The 17,334-nt window shown below is 71.7% G+C and carries 14 protein-coding genes; 3 read left to right on the forward strand and 11 right to left on the reverse strand.

The features are described from left to right. Positions 1 to 82 precede the first annotated feature (82 nt). From pstB to mshD, 7 genes are all read right to left on the reverse strand, one after another. Positions 83 to 859, reverse strand: a complete 777-nt coding sequence (gene pstB, locus ACFVXJ_RS19970; RefSeq protein WP_389663294.1) for a phosphate ABC transporter ATP-binding protein PstB — start codon at positions 857 to 859, stop codon at positions 83 to 85. 54 nt (positions 860 to 913) lie between these two features. Continuing rightward, positions 914 to 1,996 carry a phosphate ABC transporter permease PstA gene (gene pstA / locus ACFVXJ_RS19975; RefSeq protein ID WP_389663296.1) on the reverse strand — a complete coding sequence of 361 codons (1,083 nt, stop codon included), beginning with the start codon at positions 1,994 to 1,996 and terminating at the stop codon, positions 914 to 916. Then, complete coding sequence (gene pstC / locus ACFVXJ_RS19980) at positions 1,996 to 2,985, reverse strand: phosphate ABC transporter permease subunit PstC (RefSeq protein ID WP_389663298.1); 990 nt, start codon at positions 2,983 to 2,985, stop codon at positions 1,996 to 1,998. The genes pstA and pstC overlap by 1 nt, the downstream gene beginning before the upstream one ends. Before the next feature lie 234 nt (positions 2,986 to 3,219). Continuing rightward, positions 3,220 to 4,359, reverse strand: a complete 1,140-nt coding sequence (pstS, locus tag ACFVXJ_RS19985; RefSeq protein WP_389663300.1) for a phosphate ABC transporter substrate-binding protein PstS — start codon at positions 4,357 to 4,359, stop codon at positions 3,220 to 3,222. Positions 4,360 to 4,867: 508 nt separating this feature from the next. Beyond that, the gene (locus tag ACFVXJ_RS19990; RefSeq protein WP_389663302.1) at positions 4,868 to 5,806 is read right to left on the reverse strand and encodes a CHAD domain-containing protein; all 939 of its coding nucleotides are present in this window, start codon (positions 5,804 to 5,806) and stop codon (positions 4,868 to 4,870) included. A 4-nt stretch (positions 5,807 to 5,810) separates the two neighbouring features. Next, positions 5,811 to 8,063, reverse strand: coding sequence for an RNA degradosome polyphosphate kinase (locus ACFVXJ_RS19995; RefSeq protein WP_389663304.1), 2,253 nt, complete (start codon positions 8,061 to 8,063; stop codon positions 5,811 to 5,813). A 265-nt stretch (positions 8,064 to 8,328) separates the two neighbouring features. Then, the gene (gene mshD, locus ACFVXJ_RS20000; RefSeq protein WP_361314416.1) at positions 8,329 to 9,258 is read right to left on the reverse strand and encodes a mycothiol synthase; all 930 of its coding nucleotides are present in this window, start codon (positions 9,256 to 9,258) and stop codon (positions 8,329 to 8,331) included. 118 nt (positions 9,259 to 9,376) lie between these two features. On the opposite strand from mshD, the gene ACFVXJ_RS20005 reads away from it, so the two are divergent. Beyond that, positions 9,377 to 11,191, forward strand: a complete 1,815-nt coding sequence (locus ACFVXJ_RS20005; protein WP_389663306.1) for a bifunctional metallophosphatase/5'-nucleotidase — start codon at positions 9,377 to 9,379, stop codon at positions 11,189 to 11,191. A gap of 88 nt (positions 11,192 to 11,279) precedes the next feature. Here ACFVXJ_RS20005 and ACFVXJ_RS20010 read toward each other — a convergent pair whose 3' ends face one another. Further along, positions 11,280 to 12,062, reverse strand: coding sequence for an alpha/beta fold hydrolase (locus tag ACFVXJ_RS20010; protein WP_389663308.1), 783 nt, complete (start codon positions 12,060 to 12,062; stop codon positions 11,280 to 11,282). A 120-nt stretch (positions 12,063 to 12,182) separates the two neighbouring features. Between ACFVXJ_RS20010 and ACFVXJ_RS20015 the strand changes: the two genes are divergently transcribed. After that, the gene (locus ACFVXJ_RS20015) at positions 12,183 to 12,752 is read left to right on the forward strand and encodes a TetR/AcrR family transcriptional regulator (RefSeq protein WP_389663310.1); all 570 of its coding nucleotides are present in this window, start codon (positions 12,183 to 12,185) and stop codon (positions 12,750 to 12,752) included. A 76-nt stretch (positions 12,753 to 12,828) separates the two neighbouring features. Continuing rightward, the gene (locus ACFVXJ_RS20020) at positions 12,829 to 13,785 is read left to right on the forward strand and encodes a phosphatidylinositol-specific phospholipase C (RefSeq protein WP_389663311.1); all 957 of its coding nucleotides are present in this window, start codon (positions 12,829 to 12,831) and stop codon (positions 13,783 to 13,785) included. On the opposite strand, the gene ACFVXJ_RS20025 is transcribed toward ACFVXJ_RS20020, so the two are convergent. From ACFVXJ_RS20025 to ACFVXJ_RS20035, 3 genes are all read right to left on the reverse strand, one after another. Beyond that, positions 13,765 to 15,207: a sensor histidine kinase gene (locus ACFVXJ_RS20025; protein WP_389663313.1), complete on the reverse strand. Its 1,443-nt coding sequence runs from the start codon at positions 15,205 to 15,207 to the stop codon at positions 13,765 to 13,767. The genes ACFVXJ_RS20020 and ACFVXJ_RS20025 overlap by 21 nt on opposite strands. Continuing rightward, positions 15,204 to 15,953 carry a response regulator transcription factor gene (locus ACFVXJ_RS20030; RefSeq protein WP_389663315.1) on the reverse strand — a complete coding sequence of 250 codons (750 nt, stop codon included), beginning with the start codon at positions 15,951 to 15,953 and terminating at the stop codon, positions 15,204 to 15,206. The genes ACFVXJ_RS20025 and ACFVXJ_RS20030 overlap by 4 nt, the downstream gene beginning before the upstream one ends. A 140-nt stretch (positions 15,954 to 16,093) precedes the next feature. Further along, positions 16,094 to 17,122: a S1C family serine protease gene (locus ACFVXJ_RS20035; protein ID WP_389663316.1), complete on the reverse strand. Its 1,029-nt coding sequence runs from the start codon at positions 17,120 to 17,122 to the stop codon at positions 16,094 to 16,096. Positions 17,123 to 17,334: the final 212 nt, after the last annotated feature.

Raw genomic sequence — 17,334 nt, forward strand, 5'->3', positions numbered from 1 at the left:
AGGGGGAGCCGGCCCTTTCGCCTTGCGGTGGCACCGCCATGCAGCACCGCAGGACGTTCGGTACATCCGCGGGGGTCCGGCTCTAGCCGAAGCGGCCCGAGATGTAGTCCTCGGTGGCCTGGACGGACGGGTTGGAGAAGATCCGGTCCGTGTCGTCGATCTCGACGAGCTTGCCGGGTTGGCCGACCGCGGCGAGGTTGAAGAAGGCGGTGCGGTCCGAGACGCGGGCCGCCTGCTGCATGTTGTGCGTCACGATGACGATCGTGAAGCGCTCCTTGAGCTGGCCGATCAGGTCCTCGATGGCGAGGGTGGAGATCGGGTCGAGCGCGGAGCACGGCTCGTCCATCAGCAGGACCTGGGGCTCGACCGCGATGGCGCGGGCGATGCACAGGCGCTGCTGCTGACCGCCGGAGAGGCCGGAGCCGGGCTTGTTCAGGCGGTCCTTGACCTCGTTCCAGAGGTTGGCGCCCTGGAGGGACCGTTCCACGATGCCCGCCAGCTCGGACTTCTTGTAGCTGCCGTTCAGCCGCAGGCCCGCCGCCACGTTGTCGAAGATCGACATGGTGGGGAAGGGGTTGGGGCGCTGGAACACCATGCCGACGGTGCGCCGCACGGCGACCGGGTCGACGCCCGGGCCGTACAGGTTCTCGTCGTCCAGCAGCACCTTGCCCTCGACGCGGCCGCCCGGGGTGACCTCGTGCATGCGGTTGAGGGTGCGCAGGAAGGTGGACTTGCCGCAGCCGGACGGGCCGATGAAGGCGGTCACGGAGCGCGGCTCCACGGTCATCGAGATGTCGTCGATGGCCTTGTGGTTGCCGTAGAAGGCGGAGAGGCCGCTGACGTCGATTCGCTTGGCCATGAGGGTCACTTCTCTTTCATGCGGTCACACGCGGCGGAGCCGCATAGTCGATACCTAGCGGCCGGTCTTCGGGGCTTTCCAGCGCGCGATGCCGCGAGCCACCAGGTTCAAGATCATGACGAAGGCGATCAGGACGAGGGCAGCGGCCCATGCCCGGTCGTAGGAGGCTTCACTGCCGACCTTGTACTGCTCCCAGATGTAGAGCGGGAGCGAGGACTGGGCACCTTCGAAGGGGTTTCCGTTGATGAGCTGCGTGCCGAAGACCAGCAGCATGATCGGCGCGGTCTCGCCGGCGATGCGGGCGACGGCGAGCGTCACGCCGGTGGCGATGCCGCCGATGGCGGTGGGGAGCACGACCTTGAGGATCATGCGCCACTTCGGCACGCCGAGGGCGAGGGCGGCCTCGCGCAGCTCGTTCGGGACGAGCTTGAGCATCTCCTCGGTGGAGCGGACCACGACGGGCATCATCAGGATCGACAGGGCCATCGAACCGGCGAAGCCGGAGGGGCCGAAGCCGAGCATCAGGTTCCAGGTCGTGAGGATGAACAGGCCCGCGACGATGGAGGGGATGCCGGTCATGACGTCGACGAAGAACGTCACGGCCTTCGCGAGCGGGCCCCGGCCGTACTCGACCAGGTAGACGGCGGTCAACAGGCCGACGGGCGCGGCGATGGCGGTGGCCAGGGCGACCTGTTCGAGGGTGCCGAGCAGCGCGTGGTAGACGCCGCCGCCCTTCTCGAAACTGGTGATGCCGTTCATCGAGTGGCTGAGGAAGTCGCCGTCGAGGGCGTTCATGCCGCGGCTGACGGTGGTCCAGATCAGCGAGAGCAGCGGGATGACCGCGAGGAGGAAGCAGACCCAGACGGCGGAGGTCGCGACCCGGTCCTTGGCCTGGCGGCGGTTCTCGACGACCGAGCTGGCGAGGTAGGTGACGGTGACGAAGAGCAGGGCGGCGAGCAGCCCCCACTGGATCTTGCTCTGGAGGCCGAGGACGGCGCCGATCGCGCAGCCGAGGGCGACCGAGAGGGCGGCGATGCCGGCCGGGGCCCAGCGGGGCAGGCCGCCGCGGGTCAGCCCGGAGGGGGCGGCGGACTTGGGGGCCCGGGCGGGCCGCTGGTCCTGGATCGTGTGGCTCATCAGGCGTTCGCCCCCGAGTACTCCTTGCGGCGGGCGATGATCATGCGAGCTCCACCGTTGACCAGCAGGGTGAGGAGGAAGAGGACCAGACCGGAGGCGATCAGCGCGTCCCGGCCGAACTCGTTGGCCTCGTCGAACTTCGCGGCGATGTTCTGCGCGAAGGTCCCGCCGCCCGGGTTCAGGATGTGGCCGGAGATCAGGAAGCTCGGGGAGAGGACGGTGGCGACGGCCATGGTCTCGCCGAGCGCGCGGCCGAGGCCGAGCATGGAGGCGGAGATGACGCCGGAGCGGCCGAAGGGCAGCACCGACATGCGGATGACCTCCCAGCGGGTCGCGCCGAGGGCCAGGGCGGCCTCTTCGTTCATGCGCGGGACCTGGAGGAAGACCTCGCGGCTGACGCTCGTCACGATCGGCAGGATCATGATCGCGAGCAGGATGCCGACGGTGAAGAGCGAGCGGGCGACGCCGACCTGGGTCTTGTCGAAGACGTAGGTCCAGCCCAGGTACTCGTCGAGCCAGAGGTTGAGGCCGCCGAGGTACGGGACCAGGAAGAGGGCGCCCCAGATGCCGTAGATGATCGACGGCACGGCGGCCAGCAGGTCGACCACGTAGGCGAGGGGCGCGGCCAGCTTGCGCGGCGCGTAGTGCGAGATGAACAGGGCGATGCCGACGGCGATCGGAACCGCGATGGCCATCGCGATGATCGAGCTGACGACGGTGCCGAAGAGCAGGACGGCTATGCCGAAGACGGGCGGGTTGGCCGACGCGTTCCAGTCGAAGGTGGTGAGGAAGTTGCCCTCGTTCTTCGACAGTGCGATCGAGGCGCGGTAGGTGAGGAAGACGGCGATCGACGCCATGATCACCAGGAGCAGGATGCCGGAGCCCTTGGAGAGCCCGGCGAAGATCTTGTCACCGGCGCGGCCGGTGGATCCTGCGCTCGTGGTGACCGGCGGAGCCGTGTCGAGCGGGGTGGGTGTGGTGGAAGCCATGGTCTTTCCGGTCTGGGCGGGGGCGGGCCCCCTGGCGGCGGTGCACCGGATCCTCCCCGGACCTCGTCCGGGGGTCCCCTCCGCGGGTGGAGGGGAGGGGCCCCTGGGGGCGGTGTCCGGTCCGGACGGGGACCGGACACCGCACCCAGGGGCTCACGCGTTCAGCGACTCACGTGTGCGTGGCCCGCGCGTACGGCGACCCGAGCGGACGGGTCGCGCGTTCCGCGCCTGGGCCTAGGACAGCGACTTGACGACTTCGCGGACCTTGGTGTTGATCTCGGCCGGGATCGGCGCGTAGCCGTTGTCGGAGAGGACCTTCTGGCCCGAGTCCGAGGCGGTGTAGGTCAGGAAGGACTTCACCGTGGGCAGGGTCTCCGCCTTGTTCCCCTTGTCGCAGACGACCTCGTAGGTGACCAGGACGATCGGGTACGCGCCGTCGGCCTTGGTCGTGTAATCGAGCTTAAGCGCCAGGTCGGAGCCGGTCCCGGCGATCTTGGCGGCGGCGATGGCCTTGGAGGCGTTGTCGGCGGTCGCCTTCACCGGGGCGGAGGCGCCGGTGTTGATGTCGACCGTCTTGATGTTCTGCGAGGCGGCGTAGGAGAGCTCGAAGTAGCCGATCGCCCCGTCCACGGCCTTGACCTGGGAGGCGACACCGGCGGAGCCGGACGCGGCCTGGCCGCCGGGGGCCGGCCACTTCTTCGCGGCCTCGTAGGTCCACGCGTCGGGTGCGGTGGCCTTGAGGTACTTGCCGAGGTTCTCGGTGGTGCCGGAGTCCTCGGAGCGGTGGAACGCCTGGATGGCGGTGGAGGGGAGCGTGACGCCCGGGTTCAGCTTCTTGATCGCCTCGTCGTCCCACTTCTTGATCTTGTCGTTGAAGATCGAGGCGAGGGTCGGGGCGTCGAGGTTCAGCTTGTCCACGCCGGCGACGTTGAAGCCGATGGCGATGGGGCCGCCGACCATGGGCAGGTTGATGCCCTGGCCGCCGGTGCAGACCTTCTTCGAGTCCTCGACCTGCTCGGGCTTCAGGGCGGAGTCGGAACCGGCGAAGCCGACGGTGCCCTGGTTGAAGGCGACGATGCCCTCGCCGGAGGAGGACGACTTGTAGTTGACCTCGACGCCGGAGCAGGCGGACATGTACGCCTTCACCCACAGGTCGACGGCGTTCTTCTGGGCGGAGGAGCCCGAGGCGAGCAGCTTGCCCTTGGCGTCGTCGCACTTGATGTCGCCGGCGGCCGGCGCGGAGGCCTTGCCGCTCGCCGAGGAGTCGGCCTTGGTGTTGTCGTCCGAGCCGCACGCCGTGAGGACCAGGGCGCCGGATACGACGAGCGCCCCGAGGGCGGAGGCACGAAGCATGCTCTTGCGCTGAAGCTTCACTTTCGGGTGTTCCTTCCAGAAGCCGCCGGCCGCTTTCTGTGTCGGGGCGGCGTGCGAAGAGGACTGCGGGGTGGTGGTGGTGCTGGCCGGGGGTCGGGCCCGGGTTCGGCTCGCACCGTGCGGTACTGAAATTAGGCAGAACAGGTGACGCGGTCGACGGGGGTTGGTGAACGGGGGGTGAACCATGGCGGACGGCCCGGTGCGGTTGGGGGGGTTTGCACCTGGGCGTAACGGGACGTTACCCGCACGTTATGCCGTCGTGACCTGGTCCTGGCCGTCGGGGTGGGGGTGTGGGGTGGCCGAAATTCGCCCGTCCGGGGCGGCTGCCGGTGGGCCGGGCCGGGCCGGGGTGCCGAGTGCGCGGCGGGGCCGGGACGGTGCCGGGTGCGGCGCCGTTGCGCGAGCGGCCCCGGCTGCGCCGGGCTGTGCGGGGCTCCACCCCACGCCCCGCGCCTCAATCGCCGGCGGGGCTGGATTTTGCCGGCGAGGGGTGCGTCAAAGGGCGGCGTCAGAAAGGGGCCAGGCATTCGAAGGCGTGGCGGGCCGCCTCGACCGCGTGGCGTTGGTCCGCGTGGAGAACGCCCAGGGCGTAGGCCGTCGTCGGGGCGATGCGCGGCGTGCGGGCCGCCGTCGCGGAGGCGGCCGCGGCTTCCGACGCGTCGCGGTGGCGGTCCAGAGCCTCGCCGGCGGCCACCAGGCGGGCGACCTCCCCGCCCAGCGCCTCCCGCGCGTACCGGTGCACCCGGAGCAGTCGCCGCACCTCGTGCCACGCGCCGTCGTCCTGCGCGGAGTACGGCGAGTGCCGCGGCGGCAGCGCCGCCACCGCCGCGTCCAGCCGGGCCCGCGCCACATCCGCCAACGGTACGAGTACGTCCTCGACCCGCCCCCGCGCCGCGACCGGGTCCAGCGGCACCTCCGAGGCGAGGACCGCCACCGCGTCCGCGACCGCGTGGAAGCGGGAGGAGCCCAGCGCGGACAGGGTCGCCGAGTGGGCCCGTGTCCGTGCCAGGGTGAGCTGCCGCTCCAGCAGCGCGCCGGCCCGCGCGGAGCCCACCGTCAGCGACCCGGCACCACCGCGTGGCGCGGGGACCTCCGAGGCGCCCGAGAGCCGGTGCAGGGCTTCCATCAGCCGGGCCAGCCGGGCGGCGTGCGCGTGCTCGTCGGCCAGGGTCGAGGACAGCCACACCAGCTCGGTGCGCAGCCCGTCCGCCCAGGAGGACTCCGCGACGGCGCGGAAGGTGGTCAGGGAGGAGGCGATGCGGCGCGCGGCCCCCCGCAGGCCGCGCGCCGCGTCGCCCTCCTCGGCGGGACCGGTCCCGCCCGTCGCGCCCTCCTCGTAAAGGCGCAGTGCGCGGAGGAAGGCGGTGGCCTGGGAGCGCAGGTACCCGCCGAGCACATCGCCCGCCGTCCCCGTCCCCGTCCCCGTTCCCGACCCGGTCCCCGTCATAAGGTCATGGTTTGGCTGAGCCACGCCGGCGCCTCCGGGCGTCTATGAGCGTCTCCTGTACGTGCCGCAGCGGCTGGCCTTCGGAGTCGGTGCTGTGTCGGGTCCATTCGCCGTCCGGCCCCAGGTGCCAGGAGGCGGTGTCGTCGGACATCCCGGTTTCCAGCAGCCGGTCCAGTGCCGCGCGGTGGGCCGGGTCGGTGACCCTGACCAGTGCCTCGATGCGGCGGTCGAGGTTGCGGTGCATCATGTCGGCGCTGCCGATCCACACCTCGGGTTCGCCGCCGTTGCCGAAGGCGAAGACCCGGGAGTGTTCCAGGAAGCGGCCGAGGATCGAGCGGACCCGGATGTTCTCCGACAGCCCGGGGACCCCGGGTCGCACGGCGCAGATGCCGCGGACCCAGATGTCCACGGGCACGCCTGCCTGGGCGGCCCGGTAGAGGGCGTCGATGAGGGCCTCGTCGACGATTGAGTTCATCTTGAGCCGGACGTACGCGGGCCGGCCGGCCCGGTGGTGGTCGGCCTCCTTGTCGATGCGGGCGATGAGCCCGTCCCGCAGCGACTTGGGCGCGGTCAGCAGCCGGCGGTAGGTCTCGCGCCGTGAGTACCCGGACAGCCGGTTGAAGAGGTCGGAGAGGTCCGCGCCGACCTGCGGGTCGGCGGTGAGCAGGCCGAGGTCCTCGTAGAGCCGGGCGGTCTTGGGGTGGTAGTTGCCGGTGCCGACGTGCGAGTAGCGGCGCAGCTGGTCGCCCTCCTGGCGGACGACGAGCGACAGCTTGCAGTGGGTCTTGAGGCCGACGAGGCCGTAGACGACGTGGCAGCCGGACTCCTCCAGCTTGCGCGCCCACTTGATGTTGGCCTGCTCGTCGAAGCGGGCCTTGATCTCGACGAGGACGAGGACCTGCTTGCCGGATTCGGCGGCGTCTATGAGGGCGTCGACGATCGGGGAGTCGCCGGAGGTCCGGTACAGCGTCTGCTTGATCGCGAGGACGTCCGGGTCGGCGGCGGCCTGTTCCAGGAAGGCCTGGACGGAGGTGGAGAAGGAGTCGTAGGGGTGGTGCAGCAGCACGTCCCGCTCGCGCAGCGCCGCGAAGATGTCGGGTGCGGACGCGGACTCCACCTCGGCGAGGTCGCGGTGGGTGCCGGCGATGAACTTCGGGTACTTCAGCTCGGGCCGGTCCAGGGAGGAGATCCCGAAGAGGGCGGTGAGGTCCAGCGGCCCGGGCAGCGGGTACACCTCGGCCGCGGTGACCTTTAGCTCCTGTACCAGCAGGTCGAGGACGCCGGGGTCGATGGACTCCTCGACCTCCAGGCGCACGGGCGGGCCGAAGCGGCGCCGCATGAGTTCCTTCTCCAGGGCCTGGAGGAGGTTCTCGGCGTCGTCCTCCTCGACTTCGAGGTCCTCGTTGCGGGTGACGCGGAACATGTGGTGCGCGAGCACCTCCATGCCGGGGAAGAGCTCCTCCAGGTGCGCGGCGATGACGTCCTCCAGCGGGACGTAGCGCTGCGGCGATGCCTCCAGGAACCGGGAGAGCAATGGCGGGACCTTGACGCGGGCGAAGTGGCGGTGGCCGCTGACGGGGTTGCGCACGACGACGGCCAGGTTCAGGGAGAGGCCGGAGATGTACGGGAAGGGGTGCGCGGGGTCCACGGCCAGCGGGGTGAGCACCGGGAAGATCTGGTTGCGGAACAGGGTGAAGAGCCGGGCCTGCTCCTTCTCGGTGAGGTCGGGCCACCGGATGAGGTGGATGCCCTCCTCGGCGAGCTGTGGGGCGATGTCCTGCTGGTAGCAGGCGGCGTGCCGGGCCATGAGTTCGCGCGAGCGGGTCCATATCTGGTCCAGCACTTCGCGGGGCTGGAGGCCGGAGGCCGAACGGGTGGCGACGCCGGTCGCGATGCGGCGCTTGAGGCCGGCGACGCGGACCATGAAGAACTCGTCCAGGTTGCTCGCGAAGATCGCGAGGAAGTTCGCGCGTTCCAGCAGCGGGGTGGCCGGGTCCTCGGCGAGCTCCAGGACCCGCTCGTTGAAGGCGAGCCAGCTGCGTTCCCGGTCGAGGAACCGCCCGGCGGGCAGCTCGTCGCCGTCCTTGCCGTCGTAGGCGTCCGGGTCGGAGTCGAGATCGGGCGCGAGATCCGGCGCGAGGTCGACGTGGGGGCGGTGCGCGGCTATGGAGCCGATGCGCGCCTTCGCCGCGGGGGACGTGTGAGACGGGTGCTGGGCGGGGACCTCGGTGGGGCCTGCGCTGGGCTGGTGGCTCATGACTCCATTCTTCCGCGCGAGCGGAAGGACAGGCGCGTCGGACGGGTCGGCCGTCAGTCGGAGTCGGGGGTGCATGGGGGGAGACTGGCAAGCGCTGCTTAATGCGCGGTGAATGGCGCATGGCTTCCCGGGTCCGCCTGGCGCACGAGTACGTCGCCGGCCGCGCGCGGCGCCGTACGCGGCCGGCGGCGTCCGCCCCGGCGTGCGGTACGGGCCCCGGGCGTGCGGGGCCCGTACCGCGTGCGCCGGCGCGGCGCGGCTCGGCTCAGCTCTCCGTGCGGTACATCAGGTCCACCTCGTGGGTGGTGAAGCCGAGGCCCTCGTAGACGGCGAGGGCGGCCGGGTTGTCGGCGTCGACGTACAGCATGGCGGTGGGCAGGCCGGCCTCGGCGAGGTGGCGCAGGCCGATCGCGGTGAGCGCCTTGCCGAGGCCGCCGCCCTGGGCGCCGGGGCGGACGCCTACGACGTAGACCTCGCCGAGCCGCTCGTCGGCGTGGACCTTCGTCCAGTGGAAGCCGATCAGCTCGCCGTCGCGTTCGGCGAGGAAGAAGCCCTTGGGGTCGAACCAGGGCTGTGACGTCCGGTCGTCGAGGTCCCGCTGGGTCAGGGAGCCCTGTTCGGGGTGGTGGGCGAAGGCGGCGGCGTTGGCGGCGAGCCAGGCCGCGTCGTCGGCGCCGGGGACGAAGGTGCGGACGGTGACGCCGGGCGGCAGGACCGCCTCGGGCAGCGGCGGCGCGTCGGGGCCGAGGGGGCGGCGCAGCTGGCGCAGTTCGCGGAACAGGGTGAGGCCGAGTACCTGGGCCAGGTGGCGGGCGGCGGACTTGCCGCCGTGCGCCCATACGCGGATCCGCTTGCCGGATGCGGCGAGCAGGGCGGAGCCGAGGGCGCGGCCGTGGCCGCGGCCGCGCAGTGAGGGGTCCACGACGAGTTCGGCGGCGGGGGCCTCCACCGGGTCGGTGTCCTCCAGTTGCCCGTATCCGGCGAGCCGTCCCTTGTCGGTGAGGAGGAAGTGCCGGATGCCCTCGCGGCGTCCGCCGCGGAGTTGGAGCCGGCCCTGTTCGGACACGGCGGTGGTGCCGTCGCTCCGCGCCGCGTCCGCGATCAGGGCGAGTACCGCGTCGGCCTGTTCCTCCGTCAGTTCGTCGAGGATCTCAATCTGCCGTCCCGGCTCAAGGGCCGCTGCTGCGTCAGTCATGACTCCACGGTACGACCGCAACCTGCCCGTAACCGATTAGGGCCTGACACGCTACGCGCGTTGACCTTAGGCTTCGGCGGACCTCCCAAGTCGTATCGCTGTCCACAAAGGGGACCACATGTCAGCGACGCCACAACGGCACCGCAGCTTCCGCCGGTTGGCCTTCTCCGCCCTCGCGCTCACGGCCGGGGCCGGCGCGATGGTCGCCGCCGCACTGCCGGCCGGTGCCGCCGCCGGTGGCGGTGCGGCGAAGAGCCGTACCGTCGACGTGCAGATGCTGTCGTTCAACGACCTCCACGGCACGCTGGAGCCTCCGCAGGGCTCGTCCGGCACCGTGAGCGAACGCCAGGCCGACGGCACGACCAAGGCCATACCCGCGGGTGGCATCGAGTACATGGCGACCGCGCTGCGCGAGGCCCGCAAGGGGCACGAGTACTCCGTCACCGCCGCGGCCGGTGACATGATCGGCGCCAGCCCGATGCTGTCCGGCATGTTCCACGACGAGCCGACGATCGAGGCGCTGAACAAGCTGAAGCTGGACGTCACCAGCGTCGGCAACCACGAGTTCGACGAGGGCAAGACCGAGCTTCGCCGGATGCGGTACGGCGGTTGTCACCCCGTCGAGGGCTGTTTCGAGTACGGCAAGACCTTCGGTGGATCGGAGTTCCAGTACCTCGCGGCCAATGTGACGGACGAGAAGACCAAGCGTCCGCTGCTCTCGCCCACCTTCATCTGGAAGAAGGGGGACGTGAAGATCGGCTTCATCGGTGTGACCCTGGAGGGCACCCCGGACGTGGTGACCGCCGACGGGGTCAAGGGCCTCAAGTTCGGTGACGAGGTCGAGACGATCAACAAGTACGCCAACGAGCTGAACAAGCAGGGCGTGAAGTCGATCGTCGCGCTGATCCACGAGGGCGGTCTGCCCGCGAGCGGCGCGTACAACTACGACTGCGACGTGCCCGGCGCGGGCGCGGGCATCTCGGGTGCCATCGTCGACATCGCGAAGAACGTGGACCCGAAGGTCGACGCGCTGGTGACGGGCCACACCCACCAGGCGTACTCCTGCGACATCCCCGACCCGGCGGGCAACCCGCGCACGGTGACCTCGGCGGCCTCCTACGGCCGGCTGTTCACGGACACCACCCTCACCTACGACCGGCAGACCAAGGACATCGTCCGTAAGCCGGCCGCCGCACCGAAGCCGGTCCAGAAGGTCGTCAGCCGGGACGTGCCGAAGGCCGGGGACATGACCGAGCTGATCCAGCGCTGGAACGCGCTCGCGGCCCCGATCGCGAACCGCCCCGAGGGCTACATCTCGGCGGACGTGCCGGGCCGCGGTTCGGAGGCGCCGGAGAAGCCGCTCGGTGACCTGATCGCCGACGCGCAGTTGGAGGCGCTCGCGCCGGCCGACAAGGGCGGGGCCCAGCTCGCGATCATGAACCCGGGCGGCATCCGCGCGGACCTGGCCTACAAGGCCGCCGGGAGCGAGGGCGACGGGGTGGTGACGTACGGCGAGTCGTACACCGTCCAGCCGTTCACCAACATGATGAACGTGGTCGACCTGACCGGCGCCCAGCTGATCACCGCGCTCCAGCAGCAGGTCTCCGGACCGGTCAACGGGCCGAACCCGAAGATCCTCCAGGTCTCGAAGGGCTTCACCTACACCCTGGACCTGACGAAGGCGGGCGCGGACCGCGTCGTCGTGGACTCGGTCAAGCTGAACGGCGCCGCGATCGACCCCGCGAAGACCTACCGGGTCGCGATGAACGAGTTCCTCGCGGGCGGCGGCGACGGCTTCACCGTCCTCAAGGAGCACACGAACAAGCTGGTCGGCGCCTCCGACCTGGACTGCTTCAACGCGTACCTGAACAAGTCCTCGGCGGCGGCCCCGATCGCCCCGCCGGCGGCGGACCGGATCACCGTCGTCAAGTAGTCGGTGACGGGGGCGGGTAGCCCGAGAAGGGGCGGTGGGCCGGGCGGCCCGCCGCCCCTTTCTCGTCATGGGCCGGCGGAGGGGGCGGTCACAGGGTGGCCAGGAACGTCCCGACGGCCTTGTGGAACCCCTGCGGGTCGGTGAAGGGCACGAAGTGGTCGCCGTCCAGCGGCGTGTACGAGGTTCCCGGCCGCCGGGCGACCATCGCGTCGGCCTGCCCCTGCGGGAGCGACCGGCTGCGGGTGCCGTGGACGAGCAGGGCGGGGCAGGCGCTGCCGAGCCAGGCGTCCCAGTGGTCGCCGCGGCAGGACTCGACGGAGTCGAGCATGTCCCGGGGGTGGAAGGGGAGCCGCCAGCCGGCGCCGTCGGGGAGCGGGCGCAGGGCCTGCTCGACGAACCGGGCACCGACCGGTCCGGCCGCGTCGAGGAGTTCCTCGCGGGTGGGGGCGGTGTAGCGCATGGTGTGGAGGAAGGCCATCCATTCGTTCCCGCCGGGGTTGACCTCCACGCCGCAGTCGACGTCGATCAGCGCGCTGATCCGGCTCGGGTGGGCGGCGGCGAGGTGGAGGGCGTTGAGGCCGCCGAGGGAGTAGCCGAGCAGGGGTACGGGGGCGTCGAGTCCGAGGTGGTCCAGCAGGGTGACGGCGTCGGCGACGTAGCCCTCGCGCCGGTAGTGCGGGGCCCGGTCGGAGTCGCCGTGGCCGCGCTGGTCGGGGGCGATGACCCGCCAGTCGGCGCCGAGGGACTCGGCGAGGCCGGTGAAGGCGAGGGCCTCGGACATACCGCCGTGGAGGGCGAGCAGGGGGCGGCCGGGGCCGCCGAAGTCCAGGTACGACAGGGCGCGGCCGTCGACGGTCAGCTCGTGGCGCATGGTTACCGCTCTCCTCGGGTGTCCTGTGGTGACGGGTACGACCCTGCCAGGATTTGGGCGACCGCGCAATACGTACGTCTTGGGCGGTTGCCCAAGCGGGGGCGCGGCTACCATCCCGGCATGGGAAATCGCGAGGACCTGCTGGCCGGAGCGCGCCGCTGCCTGGAGGAGAAGGGGTACCTGCGCACCACCGTGCGGGACATCGCCGCCGCCTCGCGGGTGAGCATGGCGGCGATCGGCTACCACTTCGGCTCCCGCGAGGCCCTGCTCGACCAGGCGCTGTTCGCGGCCATGGACGAGTGGTCGGCGGCGGCCGGTCGGCTGGACGGTCAGGGGGACACCGCCGCGCAGCGCTACGCCGACATGTGGGACCGCAAGATCGCGGACTTCGGCGAGACGCGCTGGCTGTGGATCGCCTCCATCGAGGCGTTCGTGCACGCGCAGTCCTCGCCCGAGCTGCTCGCGACCCTGGCCGCCGCCCAGCGCGGTTCGCGCCGGATGGTCGCCGCCCACTTGCGGGGCGTCGCGGAGGAGGTGGTGGCGGAGGAGGACGTACGGGGCCTCGGGTCGGTGCACCTGGCGCTGCTCACCGGGGTGATGGTGCAGGCCCTGACCGACCCCGGGCAGGCGCCGAACGGGCGCGAGCTGGCCCACGGCCTGCGCGCCATGGCCGAGTTGCTCGAAAGATGACCCGTACCGACGGGTAGTAAAGGCCGCTCCCGCACGCCATACTCCGGTCCGACCACTGGACCGGAAAGGGGCGGGCATGGCACTGGATCGGCGGGCATTTCTCACGGGGGCGCTGGCGGCCGGGGCGGGCGCGGCGCTGACACTGGGCGCGGCGACCCCGGCCGCGGCCGGTACGGCGCCGGCCACGGCGCGTGCCCGCTCCGGCCGTACTTTCTCCGCCCGTACCTTTTCCGCCCGTACGGCCGGCGCCGCGCTCGGCACCCAGGACTGGATGGCCGGCCTCGCCGACTCCACGCCCCTCCAGCGGATGACCCTCCCCGGCACCCACGACTCGGGTGCCACCAAGGGGGGCCTCTACGTCGCCTGCCAGAACACCTCGATCGCGCAGCAACTCGACTCCGGCATCCGCTTCCTCGACGTCCGCTGCCGGGTCACCGGCGGATCGTTCGCGATCCACCACGCGGCCTTCTTCCAGGACCTGATGTTCGGCGACGTCCTCGTGGCCTGTGGGAACTTCCTCGCCGCGCACCCTTCCGAAACGGTGCTGATGCGGGTCAAGCAGGAGTACTCGACCGAGAGCGACGCGACCTTCCGGGCCGTCTTCGACGACTACCTCGACAACCGGGGCTGGCGCCCGCTGTTCCGGATCGCCGACGCCCTGCCCGGCTCGCTCGGCCAGGCGCGCGGGAAGGTGGTGCTGCTCGCCGACAACGGCGGGCTGCCCGGCCCGCGCTACGGCGACGGGAACGTCTTCGACATCCAGGACGACTACAACGCGGAGCCGTTCGCCAAACGCGGCAAGATCGAGGACCAGTTCCGGCGGGCCGTCCAACAGCCCGGCAAGCTGTTCGTGAACTACACCAGCACCTCCGCGTACATGCCGCCGCGCTGGAACTCCGACCGGCTCAACCCGCAGGTCCACGCCTTCGTCGACGGGGCCGAGACGGCGGGCCGCACCGGCCTCGGCATCGTCCCGATGGACTTCCCGAACACCCGCGCCGGCCTGGTCGCCTCACTGATCCGGCACAACTGACGGCGCCGGCCGAGCGGGCGGCGGGGTCGGCGCCCCCGGGATGCGGAGCACCGCCTCCGTGCCCGGCCCGCCGTCCGCCGGCGCCCGCAGCTCGGCGCTCCCGCCCGCCCGCTGCGCCGTACGCGCCACGATGGACAGGCCGAGCCCGCTGCCGGGCAGGGCGCGGGCCGACGGGGAACGCCAGAACCGCTCGAAGACGTACGGCAGGTCGTCGGCCGGGACACCGGGCCCGTGGTCCCGTACCGTCAGCTCGCCCGCCCGCAACGCCACCTCCACCACGCCGCCCGGCGGGCTGAACTTCACCGCGTTGTCCAGCAGGTTGACCACCGCCCGCTCCAGCGCGGCCGCCTCGCCCCGTACGTACCAGGGCCGCAGCTCGGAGCCGAAGGTCAGCTCGGGGCCGCGCAGCCGGGCCCGGGACAGCGCCGTCTCCGCGATGTCGTGCAGGGCCACCACCTCCAGCCGTACGTGGGCCGCGGCGTCCGGCCGGGACAGTTCCTGGAGGTCGCCGATCAGCGCGGCCAGCTCCGTCATCTGCGCCTTGACCGAGGCCAGCAGCTCCTTGCGGTCCTGCGCCGGGATGGCGCGGCCGGTCTCCTCGCTGCGCGCGAGCAGTTCGATGTTGGTGCGCAGCGAGGTCAACGGGGTGCGCAGCTCGTGCCCGGCGTCCGCGATGAGCTGCGCCTGGCGGTCGCGGGAGGAGGCGAGGGCCGCCGTCATCGAGTTGAACGACCTCGACAGGCGGGCGATCTCGTCGTCGCCGTCGTCGGGAATCCGTACGGTCAGGTCCTCGGTGCGCGCGATGTGCTCGACCGCGCCGGTCAGTTCGTCGACCGGCCGCAGACCGGTCCGGGCCACCCACAGCCCGGCCACGCCCGCGCCGACGACACCGACGCCGGAGACGAACAGCAGCACCCAGGCCAAAGTGGACAGCGGCCGGTCGATGTCGGCGAGCGGCTTGGCGACCGAGATGGCGACGGTGCCGCCCACCGGCCCGCTGACGTTCACCGGCTGCGTGTAGACCCGTACCGGGGTGCCCTCGGTGGTACGGCCGTCGTACAGCACGGCCCCGCGCCGGCCCTGGGCGACCTGGAGGTCGTACCCGGTCACCGGGAGGGTGTTCTTGCCGTCCACCCAGCACCGGCCGCCCGAGGGCAGGACGATCTGCACCTGGGCGCTCAGGTTGTTGACGATGGCGCCCGGCACCTTCTCGCGGCAGCCGACCTCGGACAGCGTCTGGTTGGCCTGCGCGCTGGCGTTGGTGGAGCGCAGGGAGCTGTCGAGCTGGTCGCCGAGCTGGGTACGGACCATGAACCAGCTGACGACGGCGACGGCCGCCACGGCGACCGCCACCGCGACGGTCACCAACAGGGCCAACCGGGAGCGCAGCGGCAGGCCGCGGAACCGGGCGACCGGGCTCATTCGGGTCCGCTCTCGCCCGCGCGCAGTACGTATCCCACGCCGCGCACGGTGTGCACCAGACGGGGCTCGCCGCCGGCCTCGGTCTTGCGCCGCAGGTACATCACGTACACGTCGAGGGAGTTGGAGCTGGGCTCGAAGTCGAAGCCCCAGACCGTCTTCAGGATCTGCTCGCGGGTCAGGACCTGGCGGGGGTGGGAGAGGAACATCTCCAGCAGCGTGAACTCGGTACGGGTCAGCTCCACGGGCCGGCCGGCGCGGACGACCTCGCGGGTGGTGAGGTCCATGCGCAGGTCGCCGAAGGTCAGGGTGTGCTCGGGCGGTGCGCCGCCGGGCGCGGGGGCGGCGTAGGCGCTGCGGCGCAGCAGGGCGCGGACCCGGGCGAAGAGCTCGTCGAGCTCGAAGGGTTTGACGAGGTAGTCGTCGGCGCCCGCGTCGAGGCCGGTGACGCGGTCGCCGACGGTGTCGCGGGCGGTCAGCATCAGGATGGGGGTGGTGCTGCCGGAGGCGCGCAGCCGGCGGGCCGCGGTGAGACCGTCCATGCGGGGCATCTGGATGTCCAGGACGATCAGGTCGGGGGCGTACGCGGCCGCCTTGTCGAGGGCGTCGAGCCCGTCGACGGCGGTCTGCGCCGCGTACCCCTCGAAGGCCAGGCTGCGGCGCAGGGCCTCGCGGACGGCCGGCTCGTCGTCGACGACGAGGACGCGCTGGGGGTCGCCTTCGGCGCTCCCGGCAGTCGTTGCGGCCATGGTCGGTCCCCCAGGGTGGTCGGTCGGTCGGTGGTGCGGCGGCTTTCCCAGGCTAGGGGGTGTCCGACGGATCAGGGTCGGCGGGCCGGGCGGGCCGGACCCGGGCCTGATCCGTCGGAGACCCCCTCGGGCCAGGGGCGTCAGAAGGAGTTCAGGCCGCTGTCGTCGCCGCCGTCACCGGTGCCGTCGCTGTTGCCGTTGCCGGTTCCGTTGTCGGTGCCGGTGCCGCCCTGGCGGAGCGCGGACAGCTCGCCCTTGATCGTGTTGACCGGGATGGCGAAGCCGAGGCCGACGCTGCCGGCGCCGGAACTGTCCGCCGAGGGGGAGTAGATCGCCGAGGGCATTCCGACGATCTCGCCGTTCATGTTGACGAGGGCCCCGCCGGAGTTGCCCGGGTTGAGGGAGGCGTCGGTCTGGATGGCCTTGTACGAGGTGGTGTTCTTGCCGGTGCCACCGTTGAACTGCTGACCGTCGTAGGAGAAGGGCCAGCCTCCGCCGCCCTGGCGGCGCTGCGGGGTCTGCTGCTCCTCGGACTTCGGGACGCTCACGTCGCGGTTCAGCGCCGAGACGATACCGCTGGTGACGGTGCCGGTGAGACGGTCGGGGGAGCCGATGGCGACGACCTGGTCGCCGACGCGGAGGTTGTCGGAGTTGCCGAGCTTCGCGGCCTTGAGGCCGGAGGCGCCCTGGAGCTTGATGAGGGCCAGGTCCTTGGCGGAATCGGTGCCGAGGGTCTTGGCGGTGTACTTCTTGCCGTCGCTCGTCGTCACCTGGATCCGGGTGGCGCCGCTGACGACGTGGTTGTTGGTGACGATCTCGCCGTCGGCGCTGAGGACGATGCCGGAGCCGGTGCCCTGGCCGGAGCCGGTGCTGGTGTCGATCCGGACGACGGAGGGGCTGACCTGTTCGGCGACGCCGGCGATCGTGCCGGAGCTGGACTGCGAGACGTTGGTGCCGGAGATGCCGCCGGCGCCGGCGCCGTGCTGTACGAGCAGCTCCTCGACGGCGGCGGCGGTCCCGCCGCCGATGAGGGCCGCGGCGATCGCCACGGCGGCGACCAGTGCGACGGGCCGCCGCGCCCTGGGCGGCGCGGGGGCTGCCGCCGGGGGGTACGCGGGGGGCGGGGGGTACTCGTGGTACTCGCCTTCGCGGCGGAAGCTGTCGGTCATGTCTGCACTGTGTCCCGCGATCATGAGAGCAATCTGAGTCCCGGCTGAGAAGCCCGACAGAACCGTGTATGCCCGATATAAGGCCGGTCGCTCCGCGGAGCCCGCCGCCGTTGCCGGGGCCCGGGGCGGCCCGCGCGCCTCAATCGCCGGCGGGGCTGGATTGGGCCGGGCCCGGTGGGCGGGTGCGGCGCCCCGGGGCTCCGCCCTGCGCC

Origin of the sequence: Streptomyces sp. NPDC058279, assembly GCF_042881255.1 — a bacterium.
GTDB lineage: Bacteria > Actinomycetota > Actinomycetes > Streptomycetales > Streptomycetaceae > Streptomyces.

Coding starts and splice junctions, on each gene's coding strand:
- pstB (WP_389663294.1), bottom strand. CDS start 859: ATGGCCAAGCGAATCGACGTCAGCGGCCTCTCCGCCTTCTACGGCAAC.
- pstA (WP_389663296.1), bottom strand. CDS start 1,996: ATGAGCCACACGATCCAGGACCAGCGGCCCGCCCGGGCCCCCAAGTCC.
- pstC (WP_389663298.1), bottom strand. CDS start 2,985: ATGGCTTCCACCACACCCACCCCGCTCGACACGGCTCCGCCGGTCACC.
- ACFVXJ_RS19990 (WP_389663302.1), bottom strand. CDS start 5,806: ATGACGGGGACCGGGTCGGGAACGGGGACGGGGACGGGGACGGCGGGC.
- ACFVXJ_RS19995 (WP_389663304.1), bottom strand. CDS start 8,063: ATGAGCCACCAGCCCAGCGCAGGCCCCACCGAGGTCCCCGCCCAGCAC.
- mshD (WP_361314416.1), bottom strand. CDS start 9,258: ATGACTGACGCAGCAGCGGCCCTTGAGCCGGGACGGCAGATTGAGATC.
- ACFVXJ_RS20005 (WP_389663306.1), top strand. CDS start 9,377: ATGTCAGCGACGCCACAACGGCACCGCAGCTTCCGCCGGTTGGCCTTC.
- ACFVXJ_RS20010 (WP_389663308.1), bottom strand. CDS start 12,062: ATGCGCCACGAGCTGACCGTCGACGGCCGCGCCCTGTCGTACCTGGAC.
- ACFVXJ_RS20015 (WP_389663310.1), top strand. CDS start 12,183: ATGGGAAATCGCGAGGACCTGCTGGCCGGAGCGCGCCGCTGCCTGGAG.
- ACFVXJ_RS20020 (WP_389663311.1), top strand. CDS start 12,829: ATGGCACTGGATCGGCGGGCATTTCTCACGGGGGCGCTGGCGGCCGGG.
- ACFVXJ_RS20025 (WP_389663313.1), bottom strand. CDS start 15,207: ATGAGCCCGGTCGCCCGGTTCCGCGGCCTGCCGCTGCGCTCCCGGTTG.
- ACFVXJ_RS20030 (WP_389663315.1), bottom strand. CDS start 15,953: ATGGCCGCAACGACTGCCGGGAGCGCCGAAGGCGACCCCCAGCGCGTC.
- ACFVXJ_RS20035 (WP_389663316.1), bottom strand. CDS start 17,122: ATGACCGACAGCTTCCGCCGCGAAGGCGAGTACCACGAGTACCCCCCG.